We start from the raw sequence: 13,245 nt of genomic DNA, 5'->3' as shown, positions 1-13,245 counted from the left end.
TCGTCCCTTTTATTGACCTAGTAATCCACTCCAAGCACCAAAGATACCAATACCAGCAATCAGTAATAAGATCCAATGTGCTTTTAGTCCTTTTCTGTCTAATAAAAAGATAAATAAAGTAAATAATAACGGCAATATTTGCGGAACAATACCATCGAAAATATCCTGTAATGACGTTGCATCAGAGCCTGAGCCAATGGTTAGTGGCATATTTAATGTCACCATCGTCGCCACCATGGCCCCTACCACCGAGAGCCCCAAGATAGATGCTCCATAAGACAATTTATCCATCAAGCCAGTTTTTTGTACTTTTTCAATAAAAGATGCACCAATGTTATAACCAATAAATAGACCAAAATAACGAGCAATAATGGCTGGAATATTGAAAATTAATAAAAATAGTAGTGGCCCTAAGATATTACCTTGCATCGCCAGTGAAGTACCAATACCTGTTGCAATAACTCGTAATGTTCCCCAGAAGAATGAATCTCCCAAACCACTTAGTGGTCCCATTAATGCAATTTTGACGTCATTTATTGAACTTTCATCAAAATTTTCATTTACGGCATTTTGCTCTTCCATAGCAATAGAAATACCTAATGGGAAAGTAATTAACCATGGCGTAACATTATAAAACTCTAAATGTCGTTGATAAGCAGTAGTTAATTGTTCTGGTTTTTGGCTATAAATTTTTTCTAAAGCAGGACGAATCGCAAAAGAATAACCTAAATTCATTTGTCGTTCATAGTTCCATGACCACTCAGCAGTGAAAGAACGCCAAAATGTTCGCATTAAATCCTTTTTAGTAATTAAATTAGAATTCTTCATCTTCATAATTGATCTCCTGTCCTACTAAAGCATTGCCTGATTGATTATTAACTTCTTGATTGTCTGAGGTGGTAAGTTTTTTGCCGGTAAATGAAGAGTAACCGGTTAGAATTAACGCCATACAAGCGCCAAAAACTGCAACACCAGTGACAGGTACTTTCATATATACTGCTACAGCAAAACCAAGAATAAAGAATGTCGCATTGGTTTTTTTGATCATAATCTTCATTAACATAGCAAAACCAAATGCAGGTAATAAGCCTGTTGCAATTCCTAAACCGTTAATGACAAACTCAGGAATCACATCAAGTAAGCTTTTTATTGCTTCACTACCAAATAAGTAAGAAAAACCAACAACTAAACCAATTGGTAGGTTGATAGAAAAGAAACCGCCGAAAATATTCATGCGATCAACGCCTTTACCATTACCTTCACTAGCATACTTATCTGCTTTATGTACAAAGTAAGGTAAAATGAACAAGAAACATAAGTTTTTAACCACTAAAACCAAAGAAGCAATTGGAATCCCTAAAGTTAAGGCTACTGCCGTACTTTTACCGGCACCAATCGCAAACGCAGTTCCTAATACACTACCTGAAATAATTTCTGGAGGGATAGATGCCCCAATAGAAAAAGAACCAACAAACGCCAACTCTAATGTTGCACCGATGATAATTCCTTGTGTAACATCCCCCATTACTAGTCCAGCTAAGGTACAAGTAACTAAAGGTCTTGATAACATAGATGAACCTAAAAAGTATTCACCATTGGCTAACATAGCAATCAAGGCCAAAATAATTGCTGTAATAACAATACTCATTTTGTATTCCTTTTTGTCTATTTTTCAAATTTTTGCTTAGATTCACTTGGGATTTGTTGTATATACACTTCAACACCATCTTGTTGTAATCCAGCTAATAAGTCCGCTTCTAACTCTGTCAAATTAATTGTTTTAGAATAATTTTTGGTTCCTTCACGAGGTTTAGTTCCTCCTAAATTAAGACTAGTTATTTGTCCTTGAGTTCCTCGGATGAGTTTTTCTGCATCTTCTACCGATTCCACCACAATTAACATCTGATATTTATCTGTTACACCAGAATTAATAGCGCCAATACTGTCATCAATTGACTTCATGACTAGTTTGGCATTTTCAGGTTTAGCTAATCGGATCGCTGATTTACGAAATTCATCATTAGCAACAGCATCGTTGGCAACTAAAATAGTATTAGCTCCAACATTATCGAACCATGAAACAACAACCTGACCATGCAATAAGCGGTGATCGACACGTAACAATTTAATCATTGGTTTTCTTCCTCCTAGGTGAAATCCACCACATATTTGGTATTACTAGCGAATTTGTATTCAATAGCAATCGGTTCGCTATTTATATCAAAATAGTGATTAGACACTTTAAATAATGGTTCATCAATTTGGCAGCGTAATTGCTTAGCCAATTCGGCATTGGCAACAATTAGCTGTAAATCTTGTTCTAATTTATCGACTTTTTTCTTACCCGAATTAGTAATTTCAAGCGCTGATAGCACTTTTATTATTGAAACTTGAAAATCAGGGAAATAGTGAAGGGGTAAAAGAAAAATCTCTTTTACTACACTAGTTTTAGCAACTTCTAAAAAACTAATATAATAAATTAGTGCTGACGGTTTTATCTTTAATAACTGGCTATAGTAAGGGCCAGCTTTTCTTAAATAATTCTCTTTAAGAATTTTTTTATGATGTTGATAAGTGCCAGGTTTAATAATACCAGTCATCTCAAGAATATTTTGGGTAGACAGCATTGGTGCAACAAATAAACCAATCCCTTTTTTTCGTACAACCAGATTTTTTTCTACTAATAGGTCAATGGCTTTACGAACAGTAGTACGACTGACATCAAAATCTTTTTGTAATTGAACTTCTGGGGGAGCTCCGCACCCACACCATATTGACCCGAGTTGATCTGCCCCATTAAATGATCAGCAATTTTTTCAAACAATTTCATAATTGTTTTTCTCCATAATTGAAGATATTTTTCGCCGATAGATGATATTTAAATCGTTTTCCTGCTAGATATTGCTCGGTATGTTCAAATGGTTGAAAGTTAATATCAAAGCTATTACTCGATACTTTATAAATCGGTGTTCCTTCAATAACCCCTAAGTATTTGGCTTTATCTTCGGTTGCTGACTCATAAGTAATTTCTTCACGACCGTGACTTGGCTTGAATGGATAATGCTCTTTCAAAAATTGATAAAGAGAAACATTATTCAAATCGACTTGTTCTAAACCTTTAAATCTATTAGATGGTAAATATGTTACTTCGTAGGAAAGCGGAGTTTTGTTTAATATCCTTTGCCGAACAATTCTAATCAATTTTTCATTCGAACCAAAAAAAGATCTCAATTCAGCTGGCATATTAATAATTTGATTGGTGAGAACTTTAATATTAAGGTCAATATCGTCTTCTTTTTTAACTTCTTCACTGAAAGAAGACATTTTTAACATATTAATCTCAAAAATTTTATGCGGTTCCACATCAGTATCGTTTTGGAATACATAACCTTCCATAGCTAAATCATTTAAAGCGTTTCTTATTGTTGTACGACTTACACCAAAATGTTCTGCTAGTGCTCGTTCTGTCAATTTCTTACTGACAATAGTCGGATTAGCTTTAATCTGTTCTTCAACATAAGTTTTTGAAGCTATTTCACGATATTCCAAAAAACACACTCCATTGATGGACTTTTTTATAAAATAGATATACGTTAATATAACGTAAACATTGTTAAAAAATAAACAAAAAAATACATGTTGTCAATTTTAAGTACCAAATTTGTTGTATAGATCACAGTTTTTATAATTATTTATAATTAAATCAATACGATATATTTAAAAATGTATCTGTTTATTTGATTTACAATAAAGGAAGATTTGAAGAAAACTCAATGTAAAAACGCAATTTTATCAAGTCATAAGAAGAAACGAAGTATAAAGTGTTTGTAGAGTTAATTATAAAGAACATGGTAAAAATGCATAGTTACAGCTTAGATAATTTAGAAGGATAAAAATGTCTAGTCATTGCTAAAGCAACACTGTCTCGTGCTACTCGGCTCGAACCTCTTATCGGTTCGAATCAAATGCATCGTTGTAATAATAAAAAAGCCCACTCAAATGAGTAGGCTTTCTTATTAAATTGGTCGGCGAGAGAGGATTGACTCACATTTCATGCTCGCCCTACGGGTCGTTGCTAAAGCAACGCTGTCTCGTGCTACTCGGCTCGAACCTCTTATCGGTTCGAATCAAATGCATCGTTGTAATAATAAAAAAGCCCACTCAAATGAGTAGGCTTTCTTATTAAATTGGTCGGCGAGAGAGGATTCGAACCTCCGACCCACTGGTCCCAAACCAGTTGCGCTACCAAGCTGCGCTACTCGCCGTCAGAAATTGCTTCACATTCTAACTATAAAATGGGGTGGCTAATGGGACTCGAACCCACGACAACTGGAATCACAATCCAGGGCTCTACCAACTGAGCTATAGCCACCATAGAAGCAGGACGAAATATTACGCATAAAAAATAATATTGTCCAGCATATTTTTTAAAAATAATACCAATTGGTCATATTAAAAGCGTTAAAAGGTTATTCTTTTAGCATTTTTCAAAAAAATTAGGCTTTATGCGACATAATATCAATTATCTGAGTGTCAGTTGCTTTCATACTATTGCTAACAATCGCCCCTAAATTATTAATTGAAGTTTCAACACTATCACAAACAATACCTTCATTACCTGTAACACGAATTCGGTTTAGCGCCATTAATACAGCTTTAAATCCGGATGAAACCGAGGTTGAAACTTTCATTGCACAGCTATTTGACGCACCATCACAAATTATTCCAGACAAATCACCAATCATGTTACATATGGCCATATCAACTGCCTCATATTGGCCTTTACCCAGTAACCACGCCATACCGGCAGCCGATCCCATGGCTGCTGTTGAGGCTGCACAAAGAGCTGATAATGGCGGAAATTTACTATGAATATAAATGGCAATGGTATGCGATAAAATAAGCGCTCTCGCTAATTGTTCTGGCGTTGACTCTAAATAATCGGCAACAACAACGACTGGCATAGTTGCAGTAATACCTTGATTGCCTGAACCTGAATTACTCATAGCTGGTAACGTTGCACCACCCATGCGAGCATCTGATGCAGCAGTAGTACGAATAATCACTTTAGACAATAGATCATCAGCTAATAAGCCATTTTTAGTTTGTTCATGTAATGTCGCCGCAATACTTAAGCCATAATCTCGTCTTAAGCCTTCCTGAGATAAGGCATCATTTAATTCTGCTGAGTGTAAAATAAATTCGATATCAGCAAAATCAGCCTGCGAGGCAAATTCATATATCTGTTTTACCGACATCAATTTGATGATAGCCGCATCTTTCGAATCATCTTGCTTTTGGTTATCGGCTTTAAAAATTATTTCGTCATTTTTTTCAATCAAAATCACATTAGTATGTGAGCTTTCAATACAGACGCGGACATGATCATGATTAGTATAAATATTAGCTTCAGAATAAATAGCGGTATTATTATCGGCAATTTGCACATTAATTTTATGCTCATTGAGCATCGTTTTAGCTTGTTCGATCTGTTGCTCAGTAATATTTTTAAGGACTTCAAGGCCTGCCCCAGCATCACCACCAATGGCGCCGATGGCCGCTGCAATAGCTAATCCCACCATACCAGTGCCTGGAACCGTAACACCCATGCCATTTTTCATTAAATTGGGCGAGACATAAGCATCAATGTGGCTAATTTTATTTTTATCAATATATTGAGTTGCCGTAGCAGCAGCTAAAGCAAGTGAGATAGGTTCAGTGCAACCAAGTGCTGGCAAGACTTCATGTTTCACCAATTTGATTAATTGTTGCCACATTACTTGTTGTTCCATTTTTTATCTCCATATTACTAACCGTAATGTTAGCAAGTGAAACGTTTAGCCATGAAATTAAGTGATTATTTTATTCTATTTAACTTGAAAACTGAATGTTAAGCTCACATATTAAAGAGTAAGTGAACATAATTTATCAGTTCAATACTGATTTTATTAATACGTTAAACCACTATAAACAGATTTTTATTCAATCACTTTTTGTTTAAAACATACACGACAAAAATAGACTAAATCTGAAACATCTATACTTAACTGCATAGTAAATAAATTAATCAGGAATAGTTCAAAATATGTAATATTTTAGTAAAACCACCTGACTTTTTTTTTATTATTGCAATAATGTAACTATCAAAAATTAAATAATAATGGCGAGATATGATAAATATTTTATTAATTGATGATGATGTAGAATTATCACAAATGCTTAGCGAATATTTAACCAATGAAGGTTTTAATATTAAAAGTGTTTATTTAGGTAAGGATGGTATTGATGAAGCGCTATCAGGTAAATATCGTGCAGCAATTTTAGATGTGATGTTACCTGATATTAATGGCATTGATGTCCTAAAAAGCATTCGTCAACAATGTAATATGCCAGTTATTATGTTAACTGCCAAAGGTGATAATATTGATCGCGTATTAGGGTTAGAATTAGGTGCTGATGATTACATACCAAAACCATGTTACCCACGTGAATTATTGGCGAGATTGAGAGCGGTATTACGTCGGTTTGACGAACGTTCAGTCGAATTAGTTGATGAGAAAAAATATCATTTTAATGGCTTAACTTTAGATCTACCACAACGACTTTGTACTTGGAACGGTCAACCGATAGATCTCACCTCTACTGAATTTAACTTGTTAGTTTTACTCGTTAAACATAGTGAACGTGTGGTAACTAAAGAAGAATTGTCTGAAATAGGTCTGGGTCGTGCTCGAGAATTATATGATCGCAGCGTCGATGTTCATATCAGCAATATTCGCCAAAAACTACATCAAGTAGCACAAAATGATGTGACCATTGAAACAATAAGAGCGGTTGGCTATCGTATCCGTTAATCAAGCCATAGGTTTGCTATGAATCGTCGATTATTTTGGAAAATACTGGTTATATTTTGGATAATTTTTTATCTTACTTTCCAATTAACTTGGATTGCTTTCTCATATTATATAGAAAGTAGAAATCAACGATTCTTAAATCATATGCCGACTAAAGTGGATATGATTGCTCAATTATTGCATGTTGCCGGTGAAGATGAAACACTCAATTTTATTGCACATTTACCCGAACGTGAGCGAGTTTTATTGTCAATAAAATTGGTGTCTCCACAATATGATCAAGTCAATATCATCACAGATGAATTAGAACCTAGCTCTTATGTATATCAACGGATGGCAGTGGCACCGGATGGCACCCTCTATTCGGTATCATTTAAAGACGATAAAACCGATCACAGCAATAACAAAAATAAAACTTTATTTAATATGCCGACCCCTATTTTGTTAATGGGGATCTGTGTTGGTTTAGTATTCAGCCTATTTTTAGCATGGAACTTAACTAGACCAATGAAATTACTAAGACAAGGATTTTTCCGTGTATCGCAAGGTGATCTGTCGGTTCGGTTATTTAAAAAGTTAAAACCTCGTCGTGATGAACTGAGTGAATTAGGTAAAGATTTTGACATGATGGTTGAGCAACTCAACATCTTAATATCTGATCGTCAAGCGCTACTTCATGATGTTTCTCATGAACTCAGAACCCCTCTGGCCCGCTTACAATTGGCAATCGGTCTTGCCCAACAAAATAAACAAAATATCGATACAGCTTTAGCTAGAATTGAGTTAGAGTCGCAACGATTAGATCAATTAATTGGTGAGATTCTTAATTATTCACGTGCAGAAATGAATAATCGAACCGATGAATACTTTGACTTAAAAGAGTTAATTGGTGTAGTGGTTAATGATGCCAACTACGAAGCCAATCACCAATCTATTGAAGTAGAGTTTAACTTATCATCCATTAATCACTCTATTGTTAAAGGTAATTCTGAACAGATACGACGCGCGATTGAAAATATTATTCGTAATGCTATCCGCTTTTCTAATGCAGGCCAAACGGTTGAGGTATCATTAAAAGAAGCAGGAAAATATTTACAAATTGAAGTTAAAGATCGTGGTCCGGGTGTCGATGCCAGCAAATTATCGAGTATTTTTGAACCCTTTGTCCGGATTCAGTCAGCACAGTTAGGTAAAGGCTATGGACTAGGTCTAGCCATCGTCAGAAAGACCGTTATTATGCATAACGGCACTATTCAAGCTAATAATCGCGATGGTGGTGGTTTAGTGGTAACAATCAAACTACCTTATTGGCGAAAAAATTAATAACAATCCGGATTAACGGTTAATACATACTCTTTTACCAGACTTTCTAAGGTAATTTTATCGTAACCAGTAAAATTCAGATTTTGCATAATCATCTGTGGATTACTGTCAAGTATTGCTTTATATTCAGCAAGATATTGTTTGGCGATTGGTTTATATGACCAATGCCACTCTTCTGGCAAATAGCCCCCTTTTCGTCCCTCACTGAATGGTTGACAAAAACCATATTTTGGTAAGTTTTCACGAAGCCATTGATACAAAATAACTCCCTGTTTATCATTTTTAAAATATTCAGACGATACACTAGTAATATCAATATCTGTTCCCCAATGATGTCTTGATGTACCAGGCATTGAAGATAATTTTAAAATTTGTTCGGCAATTTTTTGTGGATTATTAAACTTAGGTAATAATGCATCCCACTTACGTTGCCAAATACCATTTTGATAGGTGTAATTACGCGTAGCACTCACTACAATAAAAGGAATATTGGAATAAGATTTTTTAAAATCATTATAAGCCTTAATCAACTGCTCAGTTGGTTCCTTCTGTAAATACATACCTTTTTTGTTTACGGGTAATATTGTTGAGTCGAGAGCAATATAATTACTATCTTTTTTTTCATCAAATTGCCCAGTAAGTTTATTTAATGGAATAGATTGTGCCATAGCAAACGTTGAACATAAGAGTAAAGTTAAAGTTGAGCTAAAATGAGTAACTGTTTTCAATGTTATTATTTTTTTCATCATTTAGATTCTAATTAATATTATATTAGCCAGACAGGGTGAAAACCAGTATAATCCTTTCCCTAAAAATTGAAATAGCCATAATGTGTAAAAACGAGGCCATATGTTAACATCAGCTACACACAAATCGTCTGATAATTGTTTGGACGTGACAAATACAACTAATCAAAACACCACCAATCCAACTAACGAAAAAATAAACTTACTTAACTTTACCAGACAACAGTTAAGAGAATTTTTTATTTCGTTAGGAGAAAAACCATTTAGAGCGGATCAAGTGATGAAATGGATCTATCATTTTGGGATAGATGATTTCGATCTTATGACCGACATTAACAAAAAATTACGTGAGCAATTAAAAAAATTAGCTGAAATTAAAGCACCTAAAATTGCCATCGAGCAACGTTCATCCGATGGCACTATAAAATGGGCTTTAGATGTAGGCAATAATCAAATGATTGAATCAGTTTATATTCCTGAACGTGATCGTGCGACCTTATGTGTTTCATCACAAGTGGGCTGTGCTTTGGAATGTAAATTCTGTTCAACAGCGCAACAAGGTTTTAACCGTAATTTAACCGTATCTGAAATTATTGGCCAAGTTTGGCGCGCATCAAATGCCATTGGCGTAACAGGTAAATTAGCCGATCGACCTATCACTAACGTTGTTATGATGGGAATGGGTGAACCTTTACTTAACTTATCCAATGTCGCACCAGCAATGGAAATTATGCTAGATGATTTTGGTTATGGTTTATCCAAAAGACGCGTGACGCTTTCTACTTCTGGTGTCGTACCCGCCTTAGATAAATTAGCTGGCATGATTGATGTAGCATTAGCTATTTCATTACATGCACCAAATGATGAAATTCGTAGCGAGATTATGCCAATTAACCAAAAATATAATATGGCAATGTTACGTGATTCAATTTTACGTTATCTTTCAACCTCGAATGCTAATCATGGTAAAGTGACCATCGAATATGTATTACTCAACCAGATCAATGATAGTGTTGAACATGCCCATGAGCTGGCTAAATTCCTGAAAAATGTACCAAGTAAAATCAATTTAATTCCATGGAATCCTTTCCCTGGTGCGCCTTATGCGCGTTGTTCAAACACCCGAATTGATCGGTTTATGAAAACATTAATGGGTTATGGATTTACGGTTATCGTTCGGAAGACTCGTGGCGATGATATTGATGCTGCTTGTGGTCAACTTGCTGGCGAAGTTGTAGATCGTACCAAACGAACGCTTTATAAAAAGCAAAATCTTGTTCAACAAACAGCCTAAAACAACCGAGGAGTTGTACATGAAAAACGTATTAATAGCATTAAGCAGTTTGGTCATGCTAATGCTAACAGGCTGTCAAATGAATGGTCGTGAGGATTTTGATCCAGAAACCGCTGCGTTAGCAAGAATGCGATTAGGCTTAGGTTATTTAGCCAAAGCCAATGAATCTGAAGATAACGTTAAAGCGGCACATTATAATCTAAAATTGGCCGCTCAATATTCACCCAATAATCCTCAAATCATGCTAGCAATGGCAATGTTTGATCAACATGTTGGTGAATATAATGAAGCAGAGATGATTTATAAACGAATCACATTAATGCAACCAGGTAATGGTTTATATCGTGTGCACTATGGTTCCTTTTTATGTGGTAGAGATCGTTACCAAGAAGCGAAACAACAATTTGCCAAAAGTCTAGAACTAGATCGGCACCGCTGGAAAGCAGATACCTATGAGCAATATGGTTATTGTGCTATCCAAAACGGCGATAAGAAAACGGCAGATCTAATGTTTAAACAACTTTTTGCATATGATGCCAGTCGTCGAAGTAATGTAGCAAAAACAGCCGAACTTTATAAAAATAAAGGCGACAACAAGATAGCTAACTATCTATTTTTAGTATCAAAAAAATAAATTATAAATACAAAATTAAAATTAACATCACTGGAAGCAAGAGTATATATCATGAGTTTTTTGGCTATTTTACTGCTAGCATTAGCCATGTCTACAGATGCCTTTGCGGTAGCGATTTGTCGTGGCGTATCACTAAAATCAACGCCGTTTTTAGGCGCATTAAAAGTGGGGATCTTATTTGGTTTTGTTGAAGCCATCACGCCATTACTAGGCTGGTTAATTGGCTATATTGCCCTACAATATATTGAAAGATGGGATCATTGGATTGTTTTTACCGTCATGCTATTGTTAGGTCTAAACATGATCTATCATAGTTTTAAAGAAGATAACGATGACAACTGTGATGCAAAACCACTTCCTTCATCGAAAAAATCATTTCTACTATTAGTTCTTACTGCGATTTCAACAAGTATTGATGCATTTGCTGTTGGTGTCGGATTAGCACTTGCCAGCGTTAATATTTATATTGCCGCCACCATGATTGGACTTGCAACCTGTATCATGGTTACATTGGGCTTATTGCTAGGTAAAAAAATTGGCTGTTTAATTGGTAAACAAGCATCATTTATCGGTGGCATCGTTCTTATTGTCATCGGTTCAATCACATTGTACCAACATCTCGCTATATAATTTTATTCTTTATTAAACAAATTTAAATATAAAAAAACCACTCACATATTGGAGTGGTTTTTTATTTTGACGGGCTAAATAGGGGAATTACATCATTCCGCCCATTCCTCCCATGCCGCCCATACCACCAGCAGCACCTAAGTCAGCTTTATCATCTTTAGGTAAATCAGTAACCATACATTCAGTTGTGATCATAAGACCTGCTACTGATGCAGCATATTGTAATGCACTACGTGTTACTTTAGTTGGATCTAAAATACCCATGGCAATCATATCACCATATTCTTCAGTTGAGGCATTGTAACCATAGTTACCTTTACCGCCTTTAACCGCATTGACCACAACAGAAGCTTCTTCACCGCAGTTAGTAACGATTTGACGTAATGGCGCTTCCATTGCACGAAGAGCAACTTTAATACCAACGTTTTGATCTTCGTTTGCACCTTTAAGGTCTAAAATTGCAGAAGCAGCACGAACTAACGCAACACCACCACCAGCAACAACACCTTCTTCAACTGCTGCACGAGTCGCATGTAATGCATCTTCAACACGTGCTTTTTTCTCTTTCATTTCAACTTCAGTTGCTGCACCAACTTTAATTACTGCAACACCGCCAGCTAATTTAGCCACACGCTCTTGAAGTTTTTCTTTATCGTAATCAGAAGTTGATTCTTCGATTTGTTTACGAATTTGTTCAACACGTGCATTAATTAATGATTCTTCACCAACACCGTCGATGATTGTTGTGTTATCTTTATTGATAACCACACGTTTAGCTTGACCTAAATCTTCAAGTGTTGCTTTTTCAAGCTCTAAACCAATTTCTTCAGAAATTACAGTACCAGCAGTTAAGATTGCGATATCTTGTAACATTGCTTTACGACGGTCACCAAAACCAGGTGCTTTAACCGCTGCAACTTTAACAATACCACGCATAGTATTCACAACTAATGTTGCTAATGCTTCGCCTTCAACATCTTCAGCAATGATTAATAAAGATTTACCTGCTTTAGCAACAGCTTCTAATACTGGTAATAATTCACGGATATTAGAGATTTTTTTATCCGCTAATAAAATATACGGGCTATCTAATTCAACAGTCGCAGTTTCTGGTTTGTTGATGAAATATGGAGATAAATAACCACGGTCAAACTGCATACCTTCAACAACATCAAGTTCATCTTGTAAACCAGTACCATCTTCAACAGTGATAACACCTTCTTTACCTACTTTTTCCATTGCTTGAGCAATTAAAGTACCAACTGTTTCATCAGAGTTTGCTGAAATAGTACCAACTTGTGCGATCGCTTTAGAATCAGCACATGGTGAAGATAATTTTTTAAGCTCTTCAACTGCTGCAACTACTGCTTTATCAATACCACGTTTTAAATCCATTGGATTCATACCAGCAGCAACTGCTTTTAAACCTTCGTTAACGATAGCTTGCGCAAGTACAGTTGCAGTAGTAGTACCATCACCTGCTGCATCGTTTGCTTTTGAAGCTACTTCTTTAACCATTTGCGCACCCATGTTTTCGAATTTATCTTCTAATTCGATTTCACGAGCAACTGATACACCATCTTTAGTGATAGTTGGCGCACCAAATGATTTATCTAATACAACATTACGTCCTTTTGGACCTAAAGTTACTTTAACTGCATCAGCTAATACATTAACGCCTTTAAGCATTTTAGCACGAGCGTCATTTCCAAATTTTACATCTTTAGCTGCCATCTTCGTATTTCTCCTAAATTCTGTATATAA

Annotated in this window: 13 protein-coding genes, 2 tRNA genes, 1 other RNA gene and 1 pseudogene; 5 read left to right on the top strand and 12 right to left on the bottom strand. The window is 35.5% G+C overall.

Annotation, left to right across the window (positions count from 1 at the left end; translation table 11 throughout):
- Nucleotides 1–9: 9 nt before the first annotated feature.
- The 10 genes and pseudogenes from RAM17_RS01855 to RAM17_RS01815 form a co-directional block, all read right to left on the bottom strand.
- Complete coding sequence (locus RAM17_RS01855) at nt 10–834, bottom strand: PTS system mannose/fructose/sorbose family transporter subunit IID (protein ID WP_110448763.1); 825 nt, start codon at nt 832–834, stop codon at nt 10–12.
- Nucleotides 815–1,648 (bottom strand): PTS mannose/fructose/sorbose/N-acetylgalactosamine transporter subunit IIC, encoded by an 834-nt coding sequence (locus tag RAM17_RS01850; RefSeq protein ID WP_110448764.1) that lies wholly within the window; start codon nt 1,646–1,648, stop codon nt 815–817. Before RAM17_RS01850 ends, RAM17_RS01855 begins: the two co-directional genes overlap by 20 nt.
- Nucleotides 1,649–1,665: 17 nt before the next feature.
- Nucleotides 1,666–2,133: a PTS sugar transporter subunit IIB gene (locus RAM17_RS01845; protein WP_065613642.1), complete on the bottom strand. Its 468-nt coding sequence runs from the start codon at nt 2,131–2,133 to the stop codon at nt 1,666–1,668.
- A gap of 14 nt (nt 2,134–2,147) precedes the next feature.
- Nucleotides 2,148–2,627 carry a UTRA domain-containing protein gene (locus tag RAM17_RS01840; protein ID WP_306240552.1) on the bottom strand — a complete coding sequence of 160 codons (480 nt, stop codon included), beginning with the start codon at nt 2,625–2,627 and terminating at the stop codon, nt 2,148–2,150.
- 63 nt (nt 2,628–2,690) lie between these two features.
- Nucleotides 2,691–2,774: pseudogene (locus tag RAM17_RS12490) on the bottom strand (hypothetical protein); the annotation flags it as partial.
- Between the two features lie 52 nt (nt 2,775–2,826).
- Nucleotides 2,827–3,549, bottom strand: coding sequence for a GntR family transcriptional regulator (locus RAM17_RS01835; RefSeq protein ID WP_146208350.1), 723 nt, complete (start codon nt 3,547–3,549; stop codon nt 2,827–2,829).
- A gap of 474 nt (nt 3,550–4,023) precedes the next feature.
- Nucleotides 4,024–4,154: non-coding RNA, RtT sRNA (locus RAM17_RS01830), on the bottom strand.
- A 34-nt stretch (nt 4,155–4,188) separates the two neighbouring features.
- Nucleotides 4,189–4,265 (bottom strand) — tRNA-Pro (locus RAM17_RS01825).
- Nucleotides 4,266–4,296: 31 nt separating this feature from the next.
- Nucleotides 4,297–4,372: transfer RNA gene (locus RAM17_RS01820), tRNA-His, on the bottom strand.
- A gap of 124 nt (nt 4,373–4,496) precedes the next feature.
- Nucleotides 4,497–5,792: an L-cysteine desulfidase family protein gene (locus tag RAM17_RS01815; protein ID WP_110448767.1), complete on the bottom strand. Its 1,296-nt coding sequence runs from the start codon at nt 5,790–5,792 to the stop codon at nt 4,497–4,499.
- 381 nt (nt 5,793–6,173) lie between these two features.
- Between RAM17_RS01815 and RAM17_RS01810 the strand changes: the two genes are divergently transcribed.
- Together RAM17_RS01810 and RAM17_RS01805 are read left to right on the top strand one after the other, a co-directional pair.
- Nucleotides 6,174–6,854, top strand: coding sequence for a response regulator transcription factor (locus RAM17_RS01810; protein WP_034901087.1), 681 nt, complete (start codon nt 6,174–6,176; stop codon nt 6,852–6,854).
- 18 nt (nt 6,855–6,872) lie between these two features.
- Nucleotides 6,873–8,177 (top strand): ATP-binding protein, encoded by a 1,305-nt coding sequence (locus RAM17_RS01805; protein WP_110448768.1) that lies wholly within the window; start codon nt 6,873–6,875, stop codon nt 8,175–8,177.
- On the opposite strand, the gene RAM17_RS01800 is transcribed toward RAM17_RS01805, so the two are convergent.
- On the bottom strand, nt 8,174–8,923 hold the full coding sequence (locus RAM17_RS01800) for a M15 family metallopeptidase (protein WP_181414711.1): 750 nt from the start codon (nt 8,921–8,923) through the stop codon (nt 8,174–8,176). The two genes, RAM17_RS01805 and RAM17_RS01800, sit on opposite strands and share 4 nt — an antisense overlap.
- Before the next feature lie 103 nt (nt 8,924–9,026).
- Here RAM17_RS01800 and RAM17_RS01795 point away from each other — a divergent pair, with 103 nt between their 5' ends.
- From RAM17_RS01795 to RAM17_RS01785, 3 genes are read left to right on the top strand one after another with little or no spacing between them, the layout of a single operon-like run.
- Nucleotides 9,027–10,217 carry a bifunctional tRNA (adenosine(37)-C2)-methyltransferase TrmG/ribosomal RNA large subunit methyltransferase RlmN gene (locus tag RAM17_RS01795; protein WP_065579081.1) on the top strand — a complete coding sequence of 397 codons (1,191 nt, stop codon included), beginning with the start codon at nt 9,027–9,029 and terminating at the stop codon, nt 10,215–10,217.
- Between the two features lie 19 nt (nt 10,218–10,236).
- Nucleotides 10,237–10,851, top strand: coding sequence for a hypothetical protein (locus RAM17_RS01790; protein WP_110448770.1), 615 nt, complete (start codon nt 10,237–10,239; stop codon nt 10,849–10,851).
- 51 nt (nt 10,852–10,902) lie between these two features.
- Nucleotides 10,903–11,481, top strand: a complete 579-nt coding sequence (locus RAM17_RS01785) for a manganese efflux pump MntP (RefSeq protein WP_110448771.1) — start codon at nt 10,903–10,905, stop codon at nt 11,479–11,481.
- A gap of 87 nt (nt 11,482–11,568) precedes the next feature.
- Here RAM17_RS01785 and groL read toward each other — a convergent pair whose 3' ends face one another.
- Nucleotides 11,569–13,215, bottom strand: a complete 1,647-nt coding sequence (groL, locus tag RAM17_RS01780) for a chaperonin GroEL (protein WP_065613631.1) — start codon at nt 13,213–13,215, stop codon at nt 11,569–11,571.
- Between the last annotated feature and the right edge of the window lie 30 nt (nt 13,216–13,245).

It is taken from the genome of Gilliamella apis (assembly GCF_030758615.1).
GTDB lineage: Bacteria > Pseudomonadota > Gammaproteobacteria > Enterobacterales > Orbaceae > Gilliamella > Gilliamella apis_A.
This window is presented reverse-complemented; position numbering and strand designations above follow the sequence as displayed.

Excerpts from the sequence above, each read along its gene's own strand:
- RAM17_RS01800 (WP_181414711.1), bottom strand. The coding sequence starts at position 8,923 with ATGAAAAAAATAATAACATTGAAAACAGTTACTCATTTTAGCTCAACT.
- RAM17_RS01805 (WP_110448768.1), top strand. The coding sequence starts at position 6,873 with ATGAATCGTCGATTATTTTGGAAAATACTGGTTATATTTTGGATAATT.
- RAM17_RS01785 (WP_110448771.1), top strand. The coding sequence starts at position 10,903 with ATGAGTTTTTTGGCTATTTTACTGCTAGCATTAGCCATGTCTACAGAT.
- RAM17_RS01815 (WP_110448767.1), bottom strand. The coding sequence starts at position 5,792 with ATGGAACAACAAGTAATGTGGCAACAATTAATCAAATTGGTGAAACAT.
- RAM17_RS01795 (WP_065579081.1), top strand. The coding sequence starts at position 9,027 with ATGTTAACATCAGCTACACACAAATCGTCTGATAATTGTTTGGACGTG.
- RAM17_RS01790 (WP_110448770.1), top strand. The coding sequence starts at position 10,237 with ATGAAAAACGTATTAATAGCATTAAGCAGTTTGGTCATGCTAATGCTA.
- RAM17_RS01840 (WP_306240552.1), bottom strand. The coding sequence starts at position 2,627 with ATGCTGTCTACCCAAAATATTCTTGAGATGACTGGTATTATTAAACCT.
- RAM17_RS01850 (WP_110448764.1), bottom strand. The coding sequence starts at position 1,648 with ATGAGTATTGTTATTACAGCAATTATTTTGGCCTTGATTGCTATGTTA.
- RAM17_RS01855 (WP_110448763.1), bottom strand. The coding sequence starts at position 834 with ATGAAGATGAAGAATTCTAATTTAATTACTAAAAAGGATTTAATGCGA.
- groL (WP_065613631.1), bottom strand. The coding sequence starts at position 13,215 with ATGGCAGCTAAAGATGTAAAATTTGGAAATGACGCTCGTGCTAAAATG.
- RAM17_RS01845 (WP_065613642.1), bottom strand. The coding sequence starts at position 2,133 with ATGATTAAATTGTTACGTGTCGATCACCGCTTATTGCATGGTCAGGTT.